Source organism: Larkinella insperata (genome assembly GCF_026248825.1).
Taxonomy (GTDB): domain Bacteria; phylum Bacteroidota; class Bacteroidia; order Cytophagales; family Spirosomataceae; genus Larkinella; species Larkinella insperata.
Genome location: NZ_CP110973.1, coordinates 5,697,489 through 5,722,301 on the forward strand (window position 1 = coordinate 5,697,489; position 24,813 = coordinate 5,722,301).

Here is a 24,813-nt window from a genome sequence, read left to right on the forward strand (position 1 = left end):
CCAATTGATCATTGCCATGAACGGAGTAACGCTACACACCACCGCTGACCCAACAACCGCCGTTACCGAAAGCCGCTTTCTGAAAGGAAAACCGTATTTCTCCGGTTTTGAATTAGCGCACGATACCTACAACGCGATTTCGGCCGCCAGCGACGGCAAAATTTATTACGTCCTCTCGTCGGAATCCTACGAAGTGGGCGGCCAGCTATATGCCTACGATCCGCAGACGGATACCATTCAGTTTATTGCGGACCTGACCGACGTGTGCGGGGAGAAGGGCAAAAAATCCATTCCGCAGGGTAAGAGCCACGTCCGGTTTTATGAACACAACGGCAAGCTCTACTTTGCCACGCACGTGGGCGTGTACGAGATGATCGACGGCATGGAGCGCCTGCCCCAAAACGCCCCGGAAGGCTACGGCCTCTACCCCGGCGGTCACCTGCTGTCGTACGACCTGATCAGCGGACAATTTGAAGACCTGGCCCTGGCCCCCGACGGCGAGGGCGTGCTCACGATGACCATCGACCGCGAGCGGGGCCACCTCTACGCACTTACCTGGCCGCTGGGCTACCTGCTGCACTACGATCTGAACACGGGTCAGCTCGTGAACGCGGGCCTGACTTGCGGACGCGGGGAAGCGGGCACAGTGGGTGACGACTACCGGGTGATCTGCCGTTCGATGTTCGTAGACCCGGGCAGCGGTTCGCTGTACCTGTCCACGGCGGAAGGCGACGTACTCACGTATGGACCAGACACCGCCACCTTAAGCAAGCTGGAGGGCGTGGATTTGCGGCTGGATTATTTCGGAAAATACGACCCGACCCGGCCCGGCAGTATGGGCTACAACTGGCGGAAAATTTTCTGGTATGCCCCCGAAGCCGTGGCCTACGGGGTGCACGGCAATTCGGGGTATCTGTTCCGTTTTGACCCGCGCACGCCCAACATTGAACTGGTGGAGCGGATTGCCTCCGAGCCATCGAAGCGAAGCGGTATGTTTGATCAGTTCAGCTACGGCTACCTCGGGTTTCAACCGGGGCCGGATGGCGAAACCATCTATTACCTGACCGGTGGCCCGATTTACATCGACGGAAAACGGCTGAAAGGCGCCGACCAGATTGCCAAGGGAGCCGCCAAAGGACTCGAAAACCTGCACCTGATTACGTTTCACATTCCGTCAGGGACGTACTGCGACCACGGCCCGATTTTCTACGCCGACGGTTCGCGCCCGACCTACGTTAATTCCATCGCCATCGGCTCCGACGGCACGGTGTACACGCTGGCCCGGTTCGAACACCAGGGGAAAGAAATTCAGGATTTAGTAAAAATTCCGGCTCCTTTCGCCTAATTTATCAATTGAGGGTTCGAAACCCTCTCCTATTAGAACGCTTTTATTTCCTGATAAACAATGAAAAACACCAAAGGCAACACCTCCCACGAAAACCGCAGAGACTTCATTCGAAAATCCGTTGCTGGCACCGCCGTGCTCTGGGCGGGTGGCGTTCTGCCCGGTTTCAGTCCGAAAAGCTACGCCCGCATCCTGGGGGCCAACGAGAAGGTCCGAGTCGGTATGATGGGCGTCAATAGCCGGGGTCTGGCGCTGGCGAGCAACTACGCCCTGCAACCCAATTGCGAAGTCATTTCAGTTTCGGACGTTGATACGCGGGCCGCGGAGAAATGCATCACCACGGTAGAAGGGCTGCAAAAGTCGAAGCCGAAAAATCAGCCGGATTTCCGGAAGGCGCTGGAAGACAAAGACCTGGATGCGCTGGTCGTGGCCGCTCCCGACCACTGGCACGCTCCGGCGGCTATTCTGGCGTCGAAAGCCGGCAAGCACGTGTACCTCGAAAAACCGTGCAGCCACAACCCGCACGAGGGCGAACTGCTGATGGCCGTTCAGAAAAAGTACAAGACTGTGATTCAGATGGGCAACCAGCGCCGGTCGTGGCCCAAGGTGGCGCAGGCCATCAAGGAAGTCCAGAATGGCCTCATCGGTCGGCCCTACTTCGCCAAAGGCTGGTACACCAATAACCGGGCGTCGATCGGCGTCGGGAAAGAAGCGCCCGTTCCGACCTGGCTGAACTACGATCTGTGGCAGGGACCCGCGCCCCGGCGGCCTTATAAAGACAACCTGATTCACTACAACTGGCACTGGCTCTGGAACTGGGGCACCGGCGAAGCGCTCAACAACGGCACCCACATGGTGGACCTGATGCGCTGGGGGCTGGGCGTCGATTACCCCACGCAGGTTACCTCGTCGGGCGGCCGCTACCGCTACAAAGACGACTGGGAAACCCCCGACACGCAGGTGATCAACTGGGAGTTTGCCAACAACACCGGTATGACCTGGGAAGGTCGGAGCTGCAACGGAAAAACCGTTGAAGACACCAGCACGGGCATCGTTTTTTACGGCGATTCGGGTTCCGTACTGATCGACAGCGGTAATTCGTACAAAGTCTTTGACCTGGAAAACAAACTGGTGAAAGATGTCAAAAACGACATTACGATCAACGCCCGCGACCGCATGAACCCCTCGCAGGCGCTGGATGCGATCCACATTCAGAACTTCTTCGACGGCATTAAGAAGGGCGCTCCCCTGGCTTCCAACATTGAAAGCGGTCACCAAAGCACCCTGCTGGTTCAGTTGGGCAACATTGCCCTGCGTTCGGGCGGGGCGCTGCAAACGGACCCGGCCAACGGCCACATCAAAAATAACAAGGAAGCCCAGAAACTGTGGAAACGCGAGTATGAGAAGGGCTGGGAGCCAACGGTTTAATTAGAAATCTAACCAACGAACGAATGAAATCGAATACCATCGCCATCGACGTCAGCAGCCTCGACAAGCGGGATACCACCATTTCCATTCTGTTGATCGGACTGATGTTTTTTATCTTCGGATTCATTTCCTGGGTAAACTCCATCCTGATTCCGTACTTCAAAATTGCCTGTGAACTGACGAGCTTTCAGGCGTATCTGGTGGCGTTTGCTTTTTACATTGCCTACTTCATCATGTCGGTGCCCGCTTCCTACCTGCTGAAGGTGGCGGGTTTCAAGAAGGGCATGATGGTTGGCTTCTGGGCGATGGCGCTGGGGGCGTTTATCTTCATTCCGGCGGCTTACACGCGGACGTACGGCATTTTCCTGATGGGGTTGTTCACCATCGGCATTGGCCTGGCCATTCTGCAAACGGCTTCCAACCCGTACATCACCATTCTGGGGCCGAAAGAACGGGCCGCGCAGCGCATCAGCCTCATGGGTATTTGCAACAAAGCCGCCGGTATTCTGTCGCCGATTGTGTTTGCCGCCGTGATTTTACGCCCCACGGATACCGACCTGTTTGCCCAGCTTGGCACGATGACCGAGGTGCAGCGGAGCGCGGCCCTGGATGAGCTGATTCGCCGGGTGATTCCGCCCTACGCCGTGCTGGGAACCTTCCTGTTCGTGCTGGGCTATCTGGTGTACCGCTCCCCCCTGCCCGAACTCAACACGGAACACGAAACGCCCGAGGTGGCCACGGCCAACGCCGGTAAAACCAGCATCTTTCAGTTTCCGCACCTGATTCTGGGCGCGGTGGCCATTTTCCTGCACGTCGGTACGCAGGTGATCGCCATCGACACAATCATCAGTTACGCCGGTTCGATGGGCATCGACCTGCTGGAAGCCAAGGTTTTCCCTTCCTACACGCTGTTTTGCACCATCTGCGGCTACCTGATCGGCATCGTTACCATTCCCCGCTTCATCAGCCAGGTAAACGCCCTGCGGATTTGCACGGTATTGGGCGCGGTTTTTACGCTGCTCATCATCTTTGCAAAGGGTTCGTTCATCTTTCTGGGCCACGCAACCGACGTTTCCATCTGGTTTGTGGTGCTGCTGGGGCTGGCGAATTCGCTGGTTTGGGCGGGCATCTGGCCGCTGGCGCTGGACGGTCTGGGACGGTTTACGAAACTGGGCGCTTCCATCCTGATCATGGGTCTGTGCGGCAACGCCATCATGCCGCTGATCTACGGGTATCTGGCCGATGTGTATGACCTGCGCGTGGCCTACTGGGTTCTTTTTCCCTGTTACCTCTATCTCGTTTATTACGCCGTAAAAGGCCACCAACTGCGCAAATGGGGATTCTGAAAATAACGAACGGCGTCTTGATCACACCGTACCGGCTGATCCGGGGCGGCACCATCGTGATCGAAAACGGCCTCATCCGGGGGATTCACGAACGGGAGGTGGAGGTGCCGGATGCCGAAGAAATCGACGCGGGCGGGCAGTACATCGCACCCGGCTTCATCGACATTCACGTCCACGGGGGCGGGGGGTACGACTTCATGGACGGCACGGAAGAAGCCTTCCTGAACATCGCCGAACTCCACGCCCGCTACGGCACGACCGCCCTGGTACCGACGACGTTAACCGCCGAAAAGGAAGACCTACTGCAAACGCTGGATGCCTACGAAGCGGCCAACCGCATCAACCACCGAGGGGCGGCTTTTCTGGGCATTCACCTGGAAGGACCGTATTTCGCGCTCAGTCAGCGGGGAGCCCAGGACCCCCGCTATATCCGCAACCCGGACCCGCAGGAATACGAAGAAATCTTGGCGTATTCGTCGTCCATCGTGCGCTGGAGTGCCGCCCCGGAGCTGGAAGGCGCCATTCCGTTCGGTCGGCGGCTGCGCGAAAAAGGCATTCTGGCGGCTGTGGCCCATACCGACGCCATTTACGAGGATGTGCTGGAAGCGTACGAAAACGGCTACTCGCTGGCGACGCACCTGTACTCGGCCATGTCGGGCGTGACGCGCCGGAACGCCTTCCGGTACGCGGGCGTGATTGAAAGCGCTTACCTGCTGGATATGGACGTGGAGATCATTACCGACGGTGTTCACCTGCCCCCGCCCCTGCTCAAGCTGGTCTATAAAATCAAAGGGGCCGACCGAACCGCCCTGATTACGGATGCCATGCGGGCCGCCGGAATGCCCGAAGGCGAAAGCACACTCGGGTCGCTCAAAAACGGCCTGAAGGTGATCGTGGAGGATGGCGTGGCCAAACTGCCAGACCGCAGTTCGTTTGCGGGCAGCGTGGCTACGACGAATCAACTCGTGCGCAACATGGTCCGACTAGCCGACGTACCGCTGCTGGACGCCGTCCGGATGGCCAGCACCACCCCCGCGCGCATCATGGGCGTTGAATCCCGCAAAGGTTCACTGACGCCGGGCAAGGACGCCGATCTGGTCATTTTCGACGAAAATGTGACCGTTTCGGCAACGCTTGTCAACGGAAAACTTGTCTACTCAAATCAACTTTTTAAAACGCATGACGACCTCTTTAACGTCTCCCAACCACACGTTTAACATCGACCAGCTTCGGGTTAATCTCTTCGAAAACCGGCAGGAACTGGGACTAAGTGCCGCCCAGGCCGTCGCCAGCCAAATCAGGGAGTTACAACAGAACCAGGATTTTGTTAACATCATATTCGCTTCCGCGCCCTCACAGAATGAATTTCTGGCGACGCTCGCGCAGGAGTCCGGCATTGACTGGTCGCGCATCCGGGCTTTCCACATGGACGAATACGTGGGGCTGCCCGCCGATGCACCTAAGAGTTTTGGGCTTTATCTCAAAGTGCAGCTTTTCGACAAGGTAGGCATCACCGATGTGTATTACCTGGACGGCAATACCGCAGATCCGGAGCAGGAATGCGGGCGTTACAGCGCGCTGCTCGAACAATATCCGACGGACATCGTCTGCCTGGGCATCGGCGAGAATTGCCACATTGCCTTTAATGACCCCCACGTCGCGGATTTCAACGATCCGGTGCTGGTCAAACGCGTGCAACTGGACCTGACCAGCCGGATGCAGCAGGTCCACGACGAATGTTTTGAATCGCTGGAACAGGTGCCCGAATACGCCCTGACGCTGACCATTCCGGCGTTGGTGCGCGGAAAACACCTGTTCTGCATGGTTCCGGCGAGCCACAAAGCCGAAGCGATTTATCACACGCTGGTGGATTCGGTTACGGAAGCGTTTCCTTCCACCATTTTGCGGTCACACGGCAACACCCAGCTATTTATTGACCAGGACAGCGCCAAAAAGTTTCTTGAAGTAACGGCTTGATGCCCTCGTCTGCGCCCAATACCAGAAACGCGGATTGAATAGAAGATTCAATCCGCGTTTTTATTACCGGTTTCTCAAAACCGGCACAATGAAGACTATGCTATTCACACCGACGCATTCGACCGGTTGGCGTATTCGGTTGGCAGGACGCCAAACTGCTCCCGGAAGACTTTAGAAAAGTAGGAAAGCGAATTAAAGCCGACTTCGTAGGCAATTTCGGATACCGTAGCCGCCTGACCTTCCAGCAACTGAGCCGCCCGTTTCAGGCGCATGACGCGGATGAAATCCCCCGCCGACTGCCCGGTCAGCGCCGTCAGCTTACGGTGGAGCTGCATCCGGCTCAGGCCCGCTTCCCGGCCAAACTCCTCGGCGCTAAACTGCGAATTTCCCAGGTTATCTTCCACGATTTTCATGACCCGCATCAGGAATTTCTCGTCGGCGGAGGTCACGGCAATGTCCGTGGGGCCAATCCGCAGCTCGCGGCCAAACCGTTCGCGGAGCTTCCGGCGGCTTTCGATCAGATTCTGCACCCGTACCAGCAGCTCACGCGAATCGAACGGCTTGGTCAGGTAATCGTCCGCACCGGTTTCCAGACCGGTCAGTTTATTGTCCTGCGTGGCCAGGGCCGTCAGCATAATCATTGGAATGTGGCTGGTGCGCTCGTCGGTTTTGATGCGCCGACAGAGTTCGGCCCCGTCCATTTCGGGCATCATCCAGTCGCTGATTATCAGGTCGGGCGACAGCTCTAGGGCGGCTTCCAGCCCGCGCGCGCCGTTCTCGCGTTCCAGCACGCGGTAGTGCCGCCCCAGCTGGTTGCGGATAAACATCCTTAGGTCGTCGTTATCTTCCACAATCAGCAGGGTTGGGCGCACCTCCGTCCCTTCCGTGCCACTTTCCGGTTCGTTGGCAACGGTTTTGCCCCCGACGAAAAGCGCTCCTTCCGACCGGCTTCTGGGCGAACTAACCTCAATCACGGTTTCCGCCAGCTCCTCAAACGGCAGTTCTACGACAAACCGCGCCCCCGGTTCGGCTTTCGTTTCCACCCGAATGGTGCCGTTATGCAGTTGAATGACTTCTTTGACGAGCGAAAGACCGATGCCCGTGCCGGGTTGGTCGCCCACCAGCGAGGTAGTGCCCTGGTAGAACCGCTCGAATACCCGTTCAACCTGCTCGGGGGCAATGCCCATGCCGGTGTCGTCGACCCAAATCTGCACCAGCGGTTTGCCCTGCTTCTCAACCCGTTGAGCGGTGAGCGTAACCGAACCGCCGTTGGGCGTAAACTTGAAGGCGTTGGACAGTAAGTTGGTCACCACTTTTTCCAGTTGATCGGCGTGGTAACGCACCAAAAGCCGTTCGGTCGGCAGCTGGACGGTGTACTGAATGCTCCGTTGCTCGGCCATCGACGAAAACGAAGCGGCCGCTACCGTCAGGAGGTCGTTGATGGCGCCCGGCTGGAGCTGAAGGTTCATCTTCCCGGATTCAATCTTCGACAAATCGAGCAGCTGGTTAATGAGCTGCAAAAGTCGCTGGGCGTTCCGGTGCATGACGGCCACCTCGTTCCAGCGAAAATCAACGTCGGTGGCATCGGTCAGTGAACGCATTTTCTCGGCCAGTGGACCAATAATCAAGGTCAAGGGAGTCCGGAACTCGTGGGAGATGTTGGCAAAAAACCGGGATTTTACCTCGTCAAGTTCCTGAAGTTGGCGGGCCTGCGTAGCCAGCGTTTCGGCCTGGCCTTCCAGTTGGCGGGTCTGCCGCTCGAGTTGTTCGTTTTTTTCGGACACCACCCGGCTTTGCGCCAGCAACGCCTGATTCTTCTGAATTTTCAGGCGCTGACGGCTTACCACGAGTGCCCCGACCACGAGCGTCAGCAGCAACCCGGCCCCGACGGTATTGCGCCACAAGACCGACACCTCCTGGTTTTTTTTTAGCAGTTCAATTTCGGCCTGCTTCTTTTCCGACTGGTATTCGGCCTGTACCCTGGCGATTTTTTTGGCACTTTCCTCGTTGAAAACTGAGTCGTTGAGCGCCACCCATTTCCCCTGAAAACCGTAGGCTTTCGGGAAATTACCGGTGGCCGCATAGGCAGCCGCCAGCCCTTTGTAGGCCGACAGCCGGTCTTCCCGCTGGTGCAGTTGTTCCGCCAGTTGCCGGGCTTTTTCGTAATATCCGAGGCTCTGAGCGGCCTGACCGGTTTCGGAGCGAACCTTACCCAGGCCCAGCAAACTCGTCAGGATGCTCGACGGGTAATTTTTCTGTTCGGCCAGTTTGAGCGCCTGCTGGTAATGGGTTTCGGCCCGGTCAGGCTGCTTCATTTTCAGGTACACCGCACCCAGATGGTTCAGGCTCATGGCCACCCCAATCGGCTCCTTAATTTTTTCAAAATTGCTGCGGGACTGATTCAGGTAGAATACGGCTTTGCGCAAATCGCCTTTTAGCTGGTAAATTGTTCCGATGTTGATCAGCACCCCCGCCTGTCCGCGCGGATCACTGCCCGCGTTTTTACGGTACGACTGCCAGTAGTGCTGCAGCGCCTGATCGTATTTCTGCTGGTGTTCAAAAATGACGCCGATGGCGTTGTACGTACCCGCTAAGTCTGCCTGCGTGCCGTCGCCCATCTTCTCATAGACCTTCAGCGCTTTGTAGTAATAGTCAATGGCTTGGGGAAAATCGCCCAAAGCGGCATAATTCATTCCGATGTTATGGTGGGTGCCCGCAATGGCCCGGTTGTTCTTTCCCTTTTCGAGGTACGGCAGGCCCGTTTTGGCCGACTCGATGGCTTCCCGGTATTTCCCCTTTGTCCAGTGGTAAATTCCCAGACTAACGTAACTGCGGCCGATGCCGACGTTAAAGTCCAGTTGGCGGGAAAGCTTCATGGCTTCTTCGGCGTAGCGCTTCAGTCTTTCCGGGTCGCTGCTCCAATAGATAGCAGCGGCATCGTTCAGGAGCCGGACCCGGTTGGTATCCGGTCCGGCTTTTCTCAGGAGGGTTTCCAGACTATCGCGCTTGCTTGGCTGCGCTACCGCACAAAGCCCAATACCACAAAAAAGAAGAAGTAAAATTTTTCCCATCAACGCACCGATTTTTCTGAAGCAATTTACACGTATAGGTGTATATGTTACTTAACGAATTGATTGAATGGCACTTCTTTTTTCAACTGCCCTGCATTTATAATCCAATTCATCGTCTCTTTTTATGATTATTCCACCCAAATAACTGGCTGTTACATCCGTGTTAAACAATGTTACGGCCGTGTTAACCCCACCCCAGCCTGCTCGATTAGTTTTGCCGACGTAATTATTTCTACTCAAACAGCAAATCTAATTGACACGCTCATGAAAAAGTTTGTATTCCTGCTTTGTCTGCTGGTTCCCGGCTTTTTTACTTCGGTCCGGGCCGATCTCCCTATTGATAAGCTCCCCGTTCCGCCGGTTATTCAACCCATCGTTGGCCAGGAGGGCCAATGGCTGTCGGTGATTCTGCCCACGTTCAGCGGGGGTGGTTCGGTGTACCTGGATTACACGTTACGCCGGTTTTCCGGCTCCCCGCACAACGATCCGGGCGCTTCGATGCCGGCGGGAATCAGCTTTAACCCATCCCTGCGGAATCTGTACGGTTGGCCCAAAAAAGCCGGAAAATATACATTCACCTACGCGGCCAAAGCCCGCAGCGGGAATGTGGGCATGGTGACCTTTACGCTGATCATCAAACCGAATCTAATGCCGGTGGCGCCCTCGGTGGGTCCGCAGGAAGTAAAAGCAGGGCAATCCTTTTCCATTCAGCTTCCGGAATTTACCGACCCGGAAAACACGTCGCTTACCTACAAGTGCGGTTTTATGGCCGTAGAGGGAGGGGGCAACCTGATCCAGCCTTCCTGGATTGTGTTTGACCCCAGCACGCGCAAGCTCGTGGGCATTCCACCCGCAAATTGGTATGTTGACCAGCGCGTGATGGGTATTTACGAAGCGACGGATGAACAGGGAAAACGCAACAGCATATGGTTTGGCCTGGTAGTCAAACCGCAAACCGGCAATCCGCCCGTACACTTTCGGCATCCGTACGGCCCTAAAATTACTCCGCAGTACGGCAAAGAGGGAATTCCGGTTACGCTTCAACTGCCCAAATTCACCGATCCGCAAAACAAGCCACTCACGTATAGTCTGATCAATGCCAACGATGACGCACCGTACGGCCAGATGCCCAATGGCTTGAGTTTTGACCCCGCCACCCGGAAAATTACCGGTGTTCCGGCCCAGGCTGGCGTCTACAAGATGCAGTACAAAGGGGAAGATGCCAACCAACAGGGAGTCAGCGTGTGTTTTTCGCTGGTCGTGGAAGCCAATGCCATGCCGGTGGCCCCCGCTCTTCAATCGCAGGTACTCGAACCCGGCAAACCGTTCCAATTCCAGCTTCCCAGGTTTACCGATCCGGAAAATGACCCGATGATGAGCTTTCTGGGGCTTGGCCTTGGCGTCAGCTCTACGACAGATTTCTTTCCGAGCTGGATGCACGTTGACCTTAACACCCGGACGGTTTCCGGCACGCCCCCCCCGTATGAAGAAAGCTTCCTGCTGTCGTACCGGGCGCGGGATGCGCTCAACGAGAGTGCCGTACAATTTAAAGTGACGGTCCGCAAAAATAACCCGCCCAAAGCACCCGTGGTGAAGAACCTGACGTACCAGGTCAACAAGCCGATGGAGGTGCATCTGCCGGTCTTCATCGATCCCGAAAGCGACCCGGTCACCCTGACGCTGGTTGGCGCCAATTATCAGCTGCCCGAAGGACTCAGCTTCAAGCCCGGCGACCGCAAACTCTACGGGACACCCAAAAAGACCGGCGTATCTACGTTACACTACATCGGGAAAGACAGCAAAGGACTGTTGAGCAGCGTAAGTTTTACGTTCACCGTCACGGCTTCAGCCCCACCCGCAACCAGCAACGCCCGCATCGCCGGAGAATCCGCCGAAACACCGCGTGAATGGACCGCAGTGGTTTTGGGCAACCCCGTCGTGGGCGACGATGTGGACGTGGAGATCACCGACGCGCAGGGCCAGGCGTTGCGGTTCGAGCTAACCGACCTGAATGGGCGTCTGATCAGCGGCCAGTCGCGGGATATGCAGCAGGCTTCCGAACGAATCCGTCTGCCATTCAGCACGCAGTCAGCGGGCCTATACGTTCTCAAAATTGCCGGCCGCAACCAGATTAAAACCCTCAAAGTGGTGAAATGACAAACCGGTGAGTGATGAGCCGCCAATTCATCACTCATCGCTCCCTCCCCGGTAACGCCGTTGTTGTGGTGAGGCAACGTCAGCGGTCGGGTTACCGGATTACCTTCCGGAAAAACCCCAGGATAAGTAATTGCCCGAGTTATGATCTTGCTCACCCGCTCCAATCCGATTAGACCGTAGATTTGCCGAATCACTCAACATCGACTCTGGTCATACGTTCCACCCATGCATAATCTGGTTCCCATCATCAGCCCGGAGCAGGCCGTTCAGGTCATTCATTCCGGAAACCGCGTTTTTATTCACAGCGTTGCCCAGACACCCCACCGGCTTATCAAGGCGATGGTTGAACGGGCCGTTAACGAGGACCTGCGTGACGTTGAAGTTTGCCACATGCACACGGAAGGTCACCTGCCTTACTGCGAAGAACAATATGCGAAACACTTTAACCCCAACGCGTTTTTCATCGGGGCCAACATGCGCAAACAGGTCAACGCCGGTATTGCCGACTACGTCCCCATTTTCCTGAGCGAGATTCCGTTGCTTTTCGAGCGGAACATCCTGCCCCTGGATGTGGCCCTGATTCAGGTTTCCCCGCCCGATCAACACGGGTTCTGTTCCCTCGGGCCGTCGGTTGACATTTCCCTGAGCGCCGTTAAGAATGCCAAATATGTCATTGCACAGATTAACCCAAACGTGCCCCGTACGCACGGCGACGGCATTATTCACATCAAAACCCTGCACGCGGCCATTGAGTGCGACGACCCGCTGTACGAAATGCCGCTCAAAACCGCTTCCGCCACCGAACAGCGAATTGGCCGGTACGTGGCCGAACTGGTGGAAGACGGCGCTACGCTGCAAATGGGCATCGGCGGAATTCCGAATGCGGTACTGGCCGAACTGGTGCACCACCAAAGGCTGGGCATTCATACCGAAATGTTTTCCGACGGCGTGATTGACCTGGTGGAGCGGGGCGTTATCACCAACGAAAACAAGAAAGCCATTCCCTACAAGCTGGTTTCCTGCTTCGCGATGGGCACCCGGCGGTTGTACGATTTTATGCACGATAACCCCGGAATTGCCATGAAGTCGGTGACCTACACCAACGACACGGCCATCATCCGGCGCAATCCAAAAGTGACGGCCATCAACAGCGCCATCGAGGTGGATCTGACGGGTCAGGTCTGCGCCGACACCATCGGAACGTTCCAGTACTCGGGCGTGGGCGGGCAGATGGACTTTGTGCGGGGGGCGTCGCTCTCGGAAGGCGGCAAGCCGATCATTGCCCTGCCATCGGTAACCAAATACGGGGAAAGCAAGATTGTGCCGTTTCTGAAAGAAGGAGCCGGTGTTACCACCACCCGCGCCCACGTTCACTACATCGTTACGGAATACGGAGTGGCGTATCTCTACGGCAAAAACCTCCGCCAGCGCGCCCGGGCGCTGATCGACATTGCCCACCCCGACCACCGCGAAACGCTGGAACGGCAGGCCCACGAGCGGTTTAAGATTTTTGAGTAAATTCGTAGCAACTCCCCAAAAAAATGGCCCGTAATGGGCCATTTTTTCGGAATTAACCCGCGCCAAAACCGGCTATCATTTTCTGGCAACGTGCCGCTTGTTTGGTTTTTATGTTGCGCTATTGTTTTCAACAACCTGCTCCTTTCCAACCTGTTTACGCATGAGATTTACGGCTATCCTCCTTTTTGTTCTTTTACTTACCGCAACAACCGTTTCGGCCCAGCAAACCGAGCCGGTTGAAATCCTGTTTATCGGCTTCGATCACCTCAACCAACTGGCAAACGGCACCCCCGAGTCCGAGGTACTGAGCCCGAAAAAACAAGCCGAACTCGCCAAACTCAACGCGGCCCTGAAGCGATTTGCCCCGGATATGATCATGGTGGAAGTAGATCCCAAAGGACAAGCGCGTCTGGACAGTCTGTTCCGGTTGTACCGGGCCGGTTCGCTTAACCTGGCCAACCTGGAGGGAGGCCGCAGCGAAACGTATCAGGTGGGTTTTGCGCTCGGCAAACTGCTCAACCACCAGCGTATTTACGGGATTGATCACTACGACGCCACGTCGCAATCGCTGCTGAGCCAAGGCGAAAACATTGAAATTTACCGGCAGGGCCTGCAAACTCTTCAGAAAACCGCCCGACCGCTTAAAAAAGCCGTGCAGCAAGACAGTCTTTCGCTGTACGATTACGTGGTCGCCATCAACCGGCCCGAGATGATTCAGCTAACCCACCGGCTGTTTTACAACACCCCCGCCCTGGTCGTCAACGGCGAATTTTCGGAATCGGGCACGCACAGCGCTGACCTCAGTAAACTTGACAAAGCGTACATCGGGGCCGAATTCATCAGCCTGTTTTACAACCGGAATCTCAAGATTTATTCGAATATTTTAACTACGCAGCTCAGAAACCGGGGTCGGAAATTGCTCGTCATGATGGGCCAGACGCACATCGGCGTGTTACAGGATCTGGTCAAAGACAATCCGGCGTATAAGATCATCCCGGCGCTGACGTACCTGGCCCCGCCCAAATAGGAACGATCAAAATTCGTCCAATCGACGGCGGATCAATTTAATTTTGAGGACTTTTCAGGGAGCCTGCTGGGCGTAATCACCGATGGTCAGGGTCGGCGGGCCCAGGTCGGTCCAGGTTTGTTCGGCTTCGAAGCTTTCGGGATACCTGTTTAGTGCTTCCACGATGTGCGCGCCATAGTTGACCGTTCGGCTAAACCGCCCCAGGAATTTCAAAACGCCCAGCGGGGCTTTAACCAGGGTTAGTTTTCGCTTCGCGTACTGATCGACAAACAGCTTCGCACCGGCTTCGTAGGTGTGGGCTTCCGGCCCCTGAACAACGTACTCGCGGTTTTGATCGCCCGGCAGTTGCAGGGCCCGCGCCACCTGCCGACCGTAGTCCTGCCCGGCCACAAACCACATGCGAACGTCGGACTGCCCCGCCAGCGGCAAAACCGGACCCTGCGTCTGCATCGAGAAACTCTCCATGAACGTGGACGGGTAAAAAATGGTGACCGGGAGCCCCGACTGCTTCAACAACCGCACCGCTTCGTGCTTTACCTCGAACACCCACCAGTCAAAACCGTTCATGCCCTGATAGCGCATCACGAGCGACGACATATAGCCGATGCGCCGGACCCCCGCCCGCCGGGCCTCGTCCAGCAGAATTTTCATCCCGTCGGTTTCGGTGTGAAAGTCGCCCGGTTTTTCGGCCTGCCGGACGGACAGGTTCAGGTAAACGGCCTGCTGGTTTTGCAGTCCGGCCCGCAGGCTTTCCGGGTTCCGCAAATCGGCCCGGACGATCCGGGCCTTGGGAAACAGGGCTTTGGCTTTATCGGGGTTGCGCGCCAGAATCGTAACGGTATACCCGGCCGCAATCAGTTGCTCCGTAACGGGCTTCCCGATCAGCCCCGTGGCTCCCAGAACGGCGATGTTCATGATGGGGTCGTGTTTTCGCTCAAAGCCGGAGTGTTGAACAAGACTGTCAGCATCCGGCTGAATTCGGTCTGCCAGGGTGCCGTAATGAAAATTTCGTCCTGGGTCAGCGGATGCCGGAAGTGGATGCGCTGGGCGTGCAGCAGCATGGTTTCCATCCCGAAATGATCCTTAAACAACCGGTTTTGCTTGTTGCAGCCGTGGGGCCGGTCGCCAATGATCGGGTGGAAAACATGCGCCATGTGTTTGCGAAGCTGGTGCAGTCGCCCGGTGGTGGGCGTCAACTCCACGAGCGAATACCGGGAGGTGGCGTGTTTGCCAAACGGCAACGGAATTTCGGTGCGCCGGAGGGTTTTCAGGCGCGTAAATGCATCCTGTACCGTGCCCACTTTGGCGTTCGACGACCCCGCCGAACGTTCGTCGACCCGCAGCGGATAATCAATGTCCAGTTCGTCGGGGGTATACCCGCGCACGATGGCGAGGTAGGCTTTGTCCACCTGGCCCTCGGCAAACTGCTGCTGCATGAGCGAATTCATGGTTTCATCCAGCGCAAACAACAGCACACCCCCGGTTTTGCGGTCGAGCCGGTGAACGGGATAGACGCGCCGGCCCAACTGGTCGCGCAGCAGTTGCACGGCAAACTCACTGGCGTCGCTGGCGATGATGGACCGGTGCACCAGCAAACCGTGCGGTTTATTTACCGCCACCAGATCGTCGGATTGGTAAAGAATTTCAAGTTCCCGCCCGGAAGGAATTGCGCCCGTCGCCGGCTGCTCGGTTTCCATCAATATTTTGCCATCAGATTCAACAATTTCCGGTCCAGCTTGTGGCCGTGCCAGTTTTCGTACGCCACATCCGTACGCTCAGAATCCAGCACGCCAAACGAGCCGCTGAATTCCCAGAGCGCAAAGCCGATGCCGTTGCTGGTCAGGATGTCGAGGACGTCGCCAAACCAGGCCAGAAATACATCGTGGGGCGTTTTATTCCAGCAGCCGCACTCGCCACAGTGGACGCCCACCCCCTGATTGACCAGCTTGATCCACGGTTTATAGAACTCTTCCAGCATCGCGCGGCTGAGGTATTTGTCGCCCACCTGCCCCGGCCATTTGGGCATCGGCAGGTTTTCGGGGTCTTTGTTGGCCCAGGGCGCTTTGTAGTGCGAAATAATGCCCGGATGATACCCCCGGCAGCTCTGACCGATGTTCAGGTCCGTGATTTCGGGAATAACCGTCGAACCGCCACTGTTGCCGTCGGCAATCACCAGGTGCTTGGGGTTTTCTTTCCGAATGGCCTCCGCAGCGGCTTTGGCGACTTTCCGATACACCTCGCCCGGCACCGGCCCGCTTTTGGAATGCTGGTCGTTCATGTCTTCGCGCATACTCGGTTCGTTCACCAGGTCAAAGCTGATTTTGTCCGACGAGGTGTTTTTATAGCGCTTAGCCCACATGTTCCAGTGAAAATTAAACGCATCCTGCGCCTGCTGATCGCGCCAGAGGTTATACGGTTCGTGAAAACCGGCATTGATGCAGTAGCCGGGCGCGCGGTGCAGGTTCAGGCTTACGTGCAGGCCGTGTTTGTGGGCCATCGCCACCAGGTTATCAATCCGCTCCACGGCCTGCTCGTCAATCTGGTAGACTTCTTCGGGCGTAATGTTCCGGCTGCGGTCGAATTTGAGGTAAGCCGGATAGGCAATGGGAATCCGGACAAAATCAAAGCCCCAGTCCCGCATCCATTTAAAGTACTCCTCCCGGGTGGCCGGACGGCTCTGGGCCGGATTTGGCGAAAAGAAATCCAGCAGGTTGAACCCCTTCCATTTGGGCAGTTTGTTTTTGGCCGCTGGAGCCGGAGTAGACGCCAAAACCGCGGGACCGGACGCACTAACGGCAGCCGCCAGCAGGCCGGTATGTTGGATAAATGTTCTGCGTTGCATACAGGGACGGGAATTATGAATTCACAAACTTACTCAAAAACCACTTTAGTCCTGTTTTTGCGCAATTGATTCCGGGCCTTTCGCAATTGGCGCATAAGGGGCTCCGATTCTACCCGCCAAGCCCGCAATTTTGCAGGACCCGATCACCGTTTCGGGCTTAAAACAACAAATACGCAAGAACCAAGATGAAGTCCGTACACCGTTTGCTGTCGAAAGCAGCCTTGCTGGCCCTGGTGGTCAGTGCATTGACCAGTTGCAACAAAGAACCCGTAACGCCCGAACCCGGCGAAGGGGGCGAATCACCGGTAGAGGTTCCCAACACACCGTTTTCCTCCATCCCCGACGAACTGGTTGGCACCTGGTACGCCAGCCACAACGAAGGTCCGCTGACGGAAAACTGGAAAAACGGGACGTTTCAGGGGGAGCAGGGTTTCCGCGAATTCCGCACCATGATTTTTACCAAAGACGGCAGAAACGCGGTTGAGTACACGTCGGAGGTGTATAACCTGAGTGCTGGGGAAGAAAAGCGGTATCTCTACAAAATAACGGGGACGCTCGAATACAAGTCCAATCCGGCGCAGTTGACCTTTCACGCCCAGTCTGGCGTCATGCGGGTTTACAGCAACCTGACAACGGGTTACAAGGAATCGCCCATCAAGGCAGACGATCTGAAAAGCTACTACAGTGTTTTGCGGAATCCGCACGGCACCACGTTTCCCAACGAAACCAACTATCTGAAAGCCCAGCGGTTTGACGGCGGCAACCAGTTTTCGGTGGAATACACCAAAGTAGGCAACGACGTTCCTACCACGCCGGGCGGTGACGGAAGCTACTCCAAGCCACCGACCTCCGGCACCTACGTTCAGATTGGCAAACAATATTACCCGACCGTCACCATCGGCTCCCAGGAATGGATGTCGGTCAATTACGATGGGGGCGCGGGCGGCCTGAAAGACAACAACAAACCGCAGTACGGCACTTATTATAAATACGCGGATCTCCCCAATGTAATCAAGATTCCGGCGGGCTGGCGGCTGCCCTCGCGGGAAGATTTTGTTCAACTGCTCAAATCGCAGGGTCTGGAACTAAACGAATGGGGCTCAACCGACGGTGAAGATCTGGCTTCAAAGAAAAAGCTGGGTCAGCTGATGGCGGCAAAGGGCTGGACCAAACAGGATGGCTACGCCAACAACCGGTCGGGTTTTAACGCCGTTCCCGGCAACCTCCGGGTGTTGAACGGCAACCCCCACGGCGAAGGCACCAATTGCCTGCTCTGGACCTCGGACCTGAACGAAGAAGAGATTCCGCTTGCCTTCCAACTCATCCAGTTGCCGAGTGATACCTACGCTAAATTTGGCGGTTATCCGGTCGGCTACAACCCGCCCTACCTTCCCATCCGGCTGGTACGCGATAAGTAACCTAACCGCAGAAACGGTTTTGCCAGGACGGCTTTCGGGATCATACGCCCGAAAACCGTCCTGCTCTTTTATTCCGGGTTATGCCCCCAATTTTTGAGGGAGTATTCCCAGTTGCTGCCTTTCACTTCTTTGGGCCGCTGGGCGCTGTGGCGTTTGATGTAGCCCACCACTTTGCGCATGTGTTCAAAATCGCGGTCGGTCAGGTCAGCCTGTTTCTTGCGCTTGATATCAATGATTTTCTCGCCCGACTTGTGGCCGACAGATTCGCCATCGCCACTGTCCCAGCCCACAGACTTCGACTCTTCCGTGTCCAGCCATTTTTCCAGTTCCGACGGGCTCATGTTCACCAGGTCGTTAAATTCGTTGAGCACGTCTTTTTTTTCTTCCTCGTTCATAACGTTTGCTTATTTTCCTACTTTTTCTACTTCACTTTCCAGTTTCAAAACCAGATCCTTGTCCTCCTGCTCAATCACCAGCGCCGGATCTTCCTTTGAACCGTTTCGTTTTATCTTGGACCCTTTGATGGTCTTTTCCACTTCTTCCTTGTGCACTTCTATCACCTTTCCTTCAGCGTGACCGCTGGCGTATTTCCAGCGCACCGAATCTCCTTTCTTAACCATAACGTTGTGTGATTTAGTTGAAAAGCGCTTAACGGCGTGTGGAGAAAAAATGTTTTCAAAGCCGTCCCTCTCACGGTATTAGCCGGTTTCCCGGCGGACCGTCTTTATCCCGTAGCCTAAGACGGGCAAACCTCTCCCCCGGCTAACCGGTTTATCCAAAAGGCGATGCCCCACCGGGGTGTTGATTCGTACGAGACCGTTAAACAACGCAACGTTATGTCATCAAAAAACTTCTCGTTTCCCCTGCGCATCGGGAAACAACGCATCGGCAAGGCCGCCGTCGGGCAACTCGCTGTGGGCGGATTGGCCCTGGGTCGGCTGGGTCTGGGCGCACTGGCCATTGGTGCCTTTGCTGCGGGTGCGCTGGCGGTGGGTGCCCTCGCCATCGGGCGGCTGAGCGTCGGACGGGGATCGATCCGGAAGTTACACATCGGCGAACTGGAAGTAGATCGACTTATTATCCGGAATAGCGAACCAGCCGGGACGAAATGAAAACAAACGCAACGCCAAACCATGCCCGTTCCGCCTATTGCAGCCGGCCGGTTCCCATTTTTTCGGCTCTCGCGCAACTCACTTCATGCTGAAACCTATTTACTAAAACACTCATCTTATGAAAGCTGCCATTATTCATCAATACGGCTCAAGTCACGAATTACACGCAGAAGAAGTGCCCAAACCACTCGTCGACCGCATCGACGACCCGCACAAAGTCCTGATCCGCGTCTACGCGGCTGGTATCAATCCAATGGACACCAAAGTCCGCAGTGGTGCCATGAACCCCCTGTTATCGGATAATTTTCCGAAGATTCTGGGGGGCGAGTGCGCGGGAATCGTGGAAGAAGTGGGCCTGATGGTGAAAGACATACAACCCGGCGACCGTGTGGTGGCTTCTCTGGGAGCCGAAGGGGGCGGTTATGCCGAATACGCCGTTGCCAAAGACACCAACATAGTTAAACTGCCCGATGGCGTAACGTTCGTTCAGGCGGCCGCCCTGCCCATTGCGGCCGGAACCGCGTTGCAGGCCCTGCTCAACAAAGGCCAGCTCCGGCCGAATGATCGCGTGCTCATCAACGGAGCTACGGGGGGCGTCGGTACGTTTGCCATCCAGATTGCCAAAATTCTGGGCGCCTACGTGACGGCAGTTTGCAGCGCGGAAGGAGCCGCCCTGGCTCGCCAGTTGGGCGCCGATCAGGTGATCGATTACACGACCAGCGACTTTACCAACGGACTTGAGAAATACGACGTGGTTTTCGACGCCATCGGCAACAGCTCGTTCGACGATTCGCAGAACATCCTCAAAGAAGACGGGGTGTACATCACGACCCTGCCGTCGGCCAAACAGGTTTTGAACCAGGCCATCACCACGTTTACCGGCAAAAAAGCGGAGTCGCTGATTTTCACGTTCAACCATGATGACATGAACTGGTTGCTGAAGCAGGTCACGGACGGCAACCTGGTTCCGGTCATTGAACGGACCTACCGCCTGGAGGAACTGGCCCTGGCCCATGCCGCCAGCGAAGCCGAACACGTTAAGGGCAAACTGGTGGTGGAAGTCCAGAGCGAACCCGTTGCCGAAAAATCATGAAAGCGCTCGTTGTTGGCTTGCTGCTGGCAGGACTGTCAGCAGCGGCCCAGACCAAACCCGCAGCAACCACACCTCCGGCGGTGGTCTCGGCCATTGAGGGCATTACAAACAAAAATTTTCAGCCGGATACGGTCTACGCGGCTTTGTCGGCGGAAGATCAGCGGGTGCTGGCCAAAGAGCCAATTGCCAACTGGGGGGTGGCGCAGGCATCCGGCGCGATGACGTATTACAATCTGGTTGTAGGCACGCGTTCGTACCAGTTGCTGATCACCAAAGCCCCCAAAGACGAATTTTCAACGGCGACGCTGCTCCGGTATGCGGACCCGAAAGCCAAACCGGAACCCATTGCCCGCGGCATGCTCAAACCCAAAGAAGACAAACCCAAATGATCCTGTCTGCCCATCTTAGACAGGCACCCGGTTAGGGTTAATTTTCTTCAAAATACCGCAAGCTCTGGTGGAGCGTCCTGGATGATTTTCGAGGACACTCCGCCGGAGCTTGCGTCTTTTTCGGCCCTTCCCGGGCCAGGCTTCGGTTTATTCTATTAATTTACGTCCCGATTTTCACCTTTGCGTTCCTAATGAACCTGGTTTTCCGTTTTACCCTGATTTTAACGTTCCTGAGCCTGTATACCGTATGCGGCTTTTCCAAACCGGGTCGTCCCGGCAAGAAACGGGTCGATCCCAATGCCACGGAAGAGACCGTTGCACTTCACAAGAATTTAAGGAAACTCGCCAGAAAACACACCCTGTTCGGCCACCAGCACGCAACGGAGTACGGCCACGGCTGGGCGGGTGACGCCGACCGCTCGGACGTTAAATCCGTAACGGGTTCGCATCCGGCCGTCATTGGCGTCGATTTCAGCGGTTTGTCGGGTCGCCCACAGGAAGCCATCGAGAAAACCAAGATTGCACTCCGCCAAAACCTTGCCGACACCTACAACCGGGGCGGGGTGACAACGGTGGCCTGGCATTTTTCGAACCCGGTTTCAAAAGGCGGTTTTTACTGGGTGGATTCGGTCTCGGCGCCGGCGGTTTCGATGATTATTCCGGGCGGTTCGCACCACGAAACCTACAAGCAGATTCTGCGCACGGTGGGCGAGTTTGCCCAGTCCGTCCGCGGCAACGACGGCAAACTGGTACCGATGATTTTCCGGCCCTACCACGAGTTCGACGGCGGCTGGTTCTGGTGGGGCAAACCGCACTGCACCCGCGAAGAGTTCATTCAGCTCTGGCAGTTTACGGTGTCGTACCTGCGCGACAGTGTGGGCGTTCACAATTTCCTCTACGCTTACTCGCCCGACTGTTTATTTAAAACCGAAGCCGAGTTTCTGGAACGGTATCCGGGCGACGAATGGGTGGATCTGGTTGGCATGGACAATTACGCCGATTTTGGCCGCAACGGTCGGTACAACGTCGAAGCCGGAATTCAGAAGCTCAAAATCGTTTCCGATTACGCCAAAAAAGCCGGGAAGCTGGCGGCCTTTACGGAAACCGGTCTGGAATCCATTCCCGATACCACCTGGTGGACCGCCACGCTGCTGCGGGCCCTGCGGGCCGAAAAAATGCGACTCTGCTACGTGCTCGTCTGGCGCAACGACACCCGCTCCCCGACGCATTACTACGCGCCGTTTCCGGGCCAGGCCAGCGCCCCCGACTTTCTGAAATTCTACCAGGACCCGTACACGCTCTTCGAAAACGATCTGCCAAAACTGTATCGGTAATGCCCAAAAAGTTATCATTCTGTTAAATTGAGCGGCATTTTGTAGCATCGGGCTGAAAAACGGAGTAACTTTACTAAGTACTCCCTATTCAGCCCGACATGTTAGATACCCGCAGAGAATTCCTCAAGAAAGCCGCCCTGCTCGCCGGTGGCACGAGCCTTTTTCAGGTCTTTCCTGAATCGATCCAGAAAGCCCTCGCCATTGACCCCCAGCCGGGCAGTACGGTTTTTGACGCCGAGCACGTGGTGATTCTGATGCAGGAAAACCGGTCCTTCGACCACTGCTACGGGATGCTACAGGGCGTTCGGGGTTTCAACGATCCACGGGCTATGACGCTGCCCAACCAGCATCCGGTCTGGCTCCAGACCAACGGCCTTGGCGAAACCTACGCGCCGTTTCGGCTGAATCTGAAAGATACCAAAGCGACCTGGATGAGTTCGCTGCCCCACTCCTGGACCAACCAGGTGGACGCCCGCAACAACGGTAAGTACGACAAATGGCTGGACTCCAAGCGCTCCGGCAACAAAGAGTACGCCAAAATGCCCTTGACGATGGGCTATTACAACCGCGACGACATTCCGTTTTACTACGCCCTGGCCGACGCCTTTACGGTTTGCGACCAGAATTTCTGTTCCTCGCTGACCGGTACGACGCCCAACCGGCTCTACCTCTGGACCGGCACCATCCGGGAAAAACCTGACCGCTCGGCCAAGGCCAACGTCCGCAACGAAGACGTGGATTACGGCGATACGGCCCGCTGGACCACCTTCCCCGAACGGCTGGAAGACCACGGTATTTCGTGGAAAATTTACCAGAACGAACTGAGCCTGCCCGTTGGCTTTGAGGGCGAACAGGAAGGCTGGCTGGCCAATTTTACGGACAACCCGATTGAATGGTTTGAGCAATACAACGTCGGTTTTTCGGAAGCCTACCAGAAGCACCTGGTCAAACGCATCGATGCCCTGCCGGGTGAAATTCAGGCGCTGACCGATAAACTCAAAACCCTGCCCGAAACCGGCGCAGAAACCGAAAAGATCAAAAAAGACCTGGCTCGCAAGGAAGCGGAGCTGAAAATGGGCCGCGAACACCGGGAGAAATACAGCCGCGAGAAGTTCGAGCAACTCCCGCAGCGGGGGAAAAACCTGCACGAAAAAGCATTTACGACGAACAAAAACGACCCGGATTATCACGCCCTGACGAAGCTGACCTACCACGACGGCAGCACGGAGCGGGAAGTTGAAATTCCGAAAGGTGACGTGCTGCACCAGTTTCGGGCGGACGTAAAAAACAAAACCCTGCCGACGGTTTCGTGGGTCGTAGCGCCCGAAAACTTCTCGGATCACCCCAGCGCAGCCTGGTACGGCGCGTGGTACATCTCGGAAATGCTCGACATTCTGACGCAGAACCCGGACGTCTGGAAGAAAACGGTTTTCATTCTGTGCTACGACGAAAACGACGGTTATTTCGATCACGTGCCGCCTTTCGTGGCCCCGCATCCCGACAAACCCGAAACTGGTCTGGTGTCCAAAGGCATCGACACGAGCGTGGAGCACGTTTATATGGAGCACGAATTGCAGCGCAAGAGCTCCAATGCCCAAAAGGAAGCCCGCGCAAGCGCGATTGGGCTGGGGTACCGCGTGCCACTCGTCATTGCCTCGCCCTGGAGCCGGGGCGGTATGGTATCGTCGGAGGTGTTTGATCACACGTCCATCCTGCAATTTCTGGAGGTATTTCTGAGCCAGAAAACCGGCAAAAAAGTGGAAGAGCCCAACATCACCGCCTGGCGCCGGACGGTTTGCGGGGACCTCACCTCGGTCTTCCGGCCCTATAACGGCGAAAAAATACCGCTGCCCGCGTTTGTAGCCAAAAATGAATTTGTCGAGAGCATCCACAAAGCGCAGTTTAAAGATCTGCCGTCGGGCTACAAAAAACTAACGACAGACGACATTGAACAGGCAAAACGGGGCGCTTCAGCGGTGGTTCCGCGGCAGGAAAAAGGCATTCGGGCGGCTTGTGCGCTTCCCTATCAGTTGTACGCCGATGGCCAACTGAGCGCCGACAAAAAATCGTTTGGCATCACCATGCAGGCTAAAAACGAGGTTTTTGGCAACCAGTCCGCCGGTTCGCCGTTCACGGTTTACGCCCTTGACAACTACGCATCGGCGGCTGAAAAACCGGAGCGCGGCCTCGCTGTCCGGGATTATGCCGTATCCGCCGGGGACAGCCTGACCGACCGCTGGAACCTCACCGATTTTGAAAAGGGAACCTACCAGTTCCGGGTCAACGGTCCCAACGGTTTTTTCCGGGAATTCATCGGTAACGCCAACGATCCCCACCTCGACATCCAGTGCGACTACCAGCGCAAAACGTCCCAGTCGAAAACGCTGACCGGTTCGGTGGAGCTGAAAATCACCAATCTGGACAAAGCCAATCCGATCACCATCGAAGTCAAAGACAATGCGTACAAAGCCCCGACCAGAACCAAAACCGTTCCGAAGGGCGGACAGGCGAGTCTGGTGCTGGAGTTGAATAAGAGCTTCGGCTGGTATGATTTCAGCGTCCGGGTGGCCGGAAATTCGGTGTTTGAGAAGCGATACGCCGGACGCGTCGAAACCGGCAAAGCGAGCTTCACCGATCCGGCGATGGGCGGAGAAATCGTATAATTGCCATTATTTCGTCGAATCTATGGTTAAAACCGTGGCCCGAACTGCTTATTTACCCAACACGGTTCTATACCGTCAACGGTCGATAAGTAT

Annotated in this window: 20 protein-coding genes; 14 read left to right on the plus strand and 6 right to left on the minus strand. The window is 56.2% G+C overall.

What is annotated here, in order from left to right; translation table 11 throughout:
* The first annotated feature begins 16 nt into the window (after positions 1 to 16).
* From OQ371_RS22875 to OQ371_RS22895, 5 genes are read left to right on the plus strand one after another with little or no spacing between them, the layout of a single operon-like run.
* The gene (locus tag OQ371_RS22875; protein WP_265990651.1) at positions 17 to 1,345 is read left to right on the plus strand and encodes a ligand-binding sensor domain-containing protein; all 1,329 of its coding nucleotides are present in this window, start codon (positions 17 to 19) and stop codon (positions 1,343 to 1,345) included.
* Between the two features lie 60 nt (positions 1,346 to 1,405).
* A complete protein-coding gene (locus OQ371_RS22880) occupies positions 1,406 to 2,773 on the plus strand; it encodes a Gfo/Idh/MocA family protein (protein ID WP_265990652.1) in 1,368 nt (455 codons plus the stop codon).
* Between the two features lie 23 nt (positions 2,774 to 2,796).
* The gene (locus OQ371_RS22885; RefSeq protein ID WP_265990653.1) at positions 2,797 to 4,119 is read left to right on the plus strand and encodes a sugar MFS transporter; all 1,323 of its coding nucleotides are present in this window, start codon (positions 2,797 to 2,799) and stop codon (positions 4,117 to 4,119) included.
* On the plus strand, positions 4,107 to 5,336 hold the full coding sequence (gene nagA, locus OQ371_RS22890) for an N-acetylglucosamine-6-phosphate deacetylase (protein ID WP_265990654.1): 1,230 nt from the start codon (positions 4,107 to 4,109) through the stop codon (positions 5,334 to 5,336). The genes OQ371_RS22885 and nagA overlap by 13 nt, the downstream gene beginning before the upstream one ends.
* Entirely contained in the window at positions 5,299 to 6,096 is a 798-nt protein-coding gene (locus tag OQ371_RS22895; RefSeq protein WP_265990655.1) for a glucosamine-6-phosphate deaminase, read from the plus strand. Before nagA ends, OQ371_RS22895 begins: the two co-directional genes overlap by 38 nt.
* 104 nt (positions 6,097 to 6,200) lie before the next feature.
* Here OQ371_RS22895 and OQ371_RS22900 read toward each other — a convergent pair whose 3' ends face one another.
* Positions 6,201 to 9,167, minus strand: coding sequence for a hybrid sensor histidine kinase/response regulator transcription factor (locus OQ371_RS22900; RefSeq protein WP_265990656.1), 2,967 nt, complete (start codon positions 9,165 to 9,167; stop codon positions 6,201 to 6,203).
* A gap of 264 nt (positions 9,168 to 9,431) precedes the next feature.
* Between OQ371_RS22900 and OQ371_RS22905 the strand changes: the two genes are divergently transcribed.
* From OQ371_RS22905 to OQ371_RS22915, 3 genes are all read left to right on the plus strand, one after another.
* Positions 9,432 to 11,324, plus strand: coding sequence for a putative Ig domain-containing protein (locus tag OQ371_RS22905; RefSeq protein WP_265990657.1), 1,893 nt, complete (start codon positions 9,432 to 9,434; stop codon positions 11,322 to 11,324).
* Between the two features lie 225 nt (positions 11,325 to 11,549).
* The gene (locus tag OQ371_RS22910) at positions 11,550 to 12,842 is read left to right on the plus strand and encodes an acetyl-CoA hydrolase/transferase family protein (RefSeq protein WP_265990658.1); all 1,293 of its coding nucleotides are present in this window, start codon (positions 11,550 to 11,552) and stop codon (positions 12,840 to 12,842) included.
* A 160-nt stretch (positions 12,843 to 13,002) separates the two neighbouring features.
* Positions 13,003 to 13,869 carry a DUF5694 domain-containing protein gene (locus OQ371_RS22915; RefSeq protein ID WP_265990659.1) on the plus strand — a complete coding sequence of 289 codons (867 nt, stop codon included), beginning with the start codon at positions 13,003 to 13,005 and terminating at the stop codon, positions 13,867 to 13,869.
* A gap of 54 nt (positions 13,870 to 13,923) precedes the next feature.
* Here the strand turns inward: OQ371_RS22915 and OQ371_RS22920 are convergent, their stop codons facing one another.
* The 3 genes from OQ371_RS22920 to OQ371_RS22930 are packed head-to-tail and all read right to left on the minus strand — an operon-like array spanning position 13,924 to position 16,711.
* Positions 13,924 to 14,784, minus strand: coding sequence for an SDR family oxidoreductase (locus tag OQ371_RS22920; RefSeq protein WP_265990660.1), 861 nt, complete (start codon positions 14,782 to 14,784; stop codon positions 13,924 to 13,926).
* On the minus strand, positions 14,781 to 15,566 hold the full coding sequence (locus OQ371_RS22925) for a pseudouridine synthase (protein ID WP_265990661.1): 786 nt from the start codon (positions 15,564 to 15,566) through the stop codon (positions 14,781 to 14,783). The genes OQ371_RS22920 and OQ371_RS22925 overlap by 4 nt, the downstream gene beginning before the upstream one ends.
* On the minus strand, positions 15,566 to 16,711 hold the full coding sequence (locus OQ371_RS22930; protein ID WP_265990662.1) for a glycoside hydrolase family 5 protein: 1,146 nt from the start codon (positions 16,709 to 16,711) through the stop codon (positions 15,566 to 15,568). Before OQ371_RS22930 ends, OQ371_RS22925 begins: the two co-directional genes overlap by 1 nt.
* A gap of 185 nt (positions 16,712 to 16,896) precedes the next feature.
* Between OQ371_RS22930 and OQ371_RS22935 the strand changes: the two genes are divergently transcribed.
* Positions 16,897 to 18,129, plus strand: coding sequence for an FISUMP domain-containing protein (locus tag OQ371_RS22935; protein ID WP_265990663.1), 1,233 nt, complete (start codon positions 16,897 to 16,899; stop codon positions 18,127 to 18,129).
* Between the two features lie 68 nt (positions 18,130 to 18,197).
* Here OQ371_RS22935 and OQ371_RS22940 read toward each other — a convergent pair whose 3' ends face one another.
* Both OQ371_RS22940 and OQ371_RS22945 read right to left on the minus strand, forming a co-directional pair.
* Positions 18,198 to 18,524: a DUF3140 domain-containing protein gene (locus OQ371_RS22940; protein WP_265990664.1), complete on the minus strand. Its 327-nt coding sequence runs from the start codon at positions 18,522 to 18,524 to the stop codon at positions 18,198 to 18,200.
* Positions 18,525 to 18,533: 9 nt separating this feature from the next.
* Entirely contained in the window at positions 18,534 to 18,749 is a 216-nt protein-coding gene (locus OQ371_RS22945; RefSeq protein ID WP_265990665.1) for a hypervirulence associated TUDOR domain-containing protein, read from the minus strand.
* 216 nt (positions 18,750 to 18,965) lie between these two features.
* Between OQ371_RS22945 and OQ371_RS22950 the strand changes: the two genes are divergently transcribed.
* The 5 genes from OQ371_RS22950 (at position 18,966) to OQ371_RS22970 (ending at position 24,720) form a co-directional block, all read left to right on the plus strand.
* Positions 18,966 to 19,241, plus strand: a complete 276-nt coding sequence (locus tag OQ371_RS22950; RefSeq protein ID WP_265990666.1) for a hypothetical protein — start codon at positions 18,966 to 18,968, stop codon at positions 19,239 to 19,241.
* A gap of 118 nt (positions 19,242 to 19,359) precedes the next feature.
* On the plus strand, positions 19,360 to 20,334 hold the full coding sequence (locus OQ371_RS22955) for an NAD(P)-dependent alcohol dehydrogenase (protein ID WP_265990667.1): 975 nt from the start codon (positions 19,360 to 19,362) through the stop codon (positions 20,332 to 20,334).
* Positions 20,331 to 20,723 carry a hypothetical protein gene (locus OQ371_RS22960; RefSeq protein WP_265990668.1) on the plus strand — a complete coding sequence of 131 codons (393 nt, stop codon included), beginning with the start codon at positions 20,331 to 20,333 and terminating at the stop codon, positions 20,721 to 20,723. Before OQ371_RS22955 ends, OQ371_RS22960 begins: the two co-directional genes overlap by 4 nt.
* 191 nt (positions 20,724 to 20,914) lie before the next feature.
* Positions 20,915 to 22,057: a glycoside hydrolase family 26 protein gene (locus OQ371_RS22965; RefSeq protein WP_265990669.1), complete on the plus strand. Its 1,143-nt coding sequence runs from the start codon at positions 20,915 to 20,917 to the stop codon at positions 22,055 to 22,057.
* Between the two features lie 98 nt (positions 22,058 to 22,155).
* Complete coding sequence (locus tag OQ371_RS22970) at positions 22,156 to 24,720, plus strand: phosphocholine-specific phospholipase C (protein WP_265990670.1); 2,565 nt, start codon at positions 22,156 to 22,158, stop codon at positions 24,718 to 24,720.
* The last annotated feature ends 93 nt before the right edge of the window (positions 24,721 to 24,813 follow it).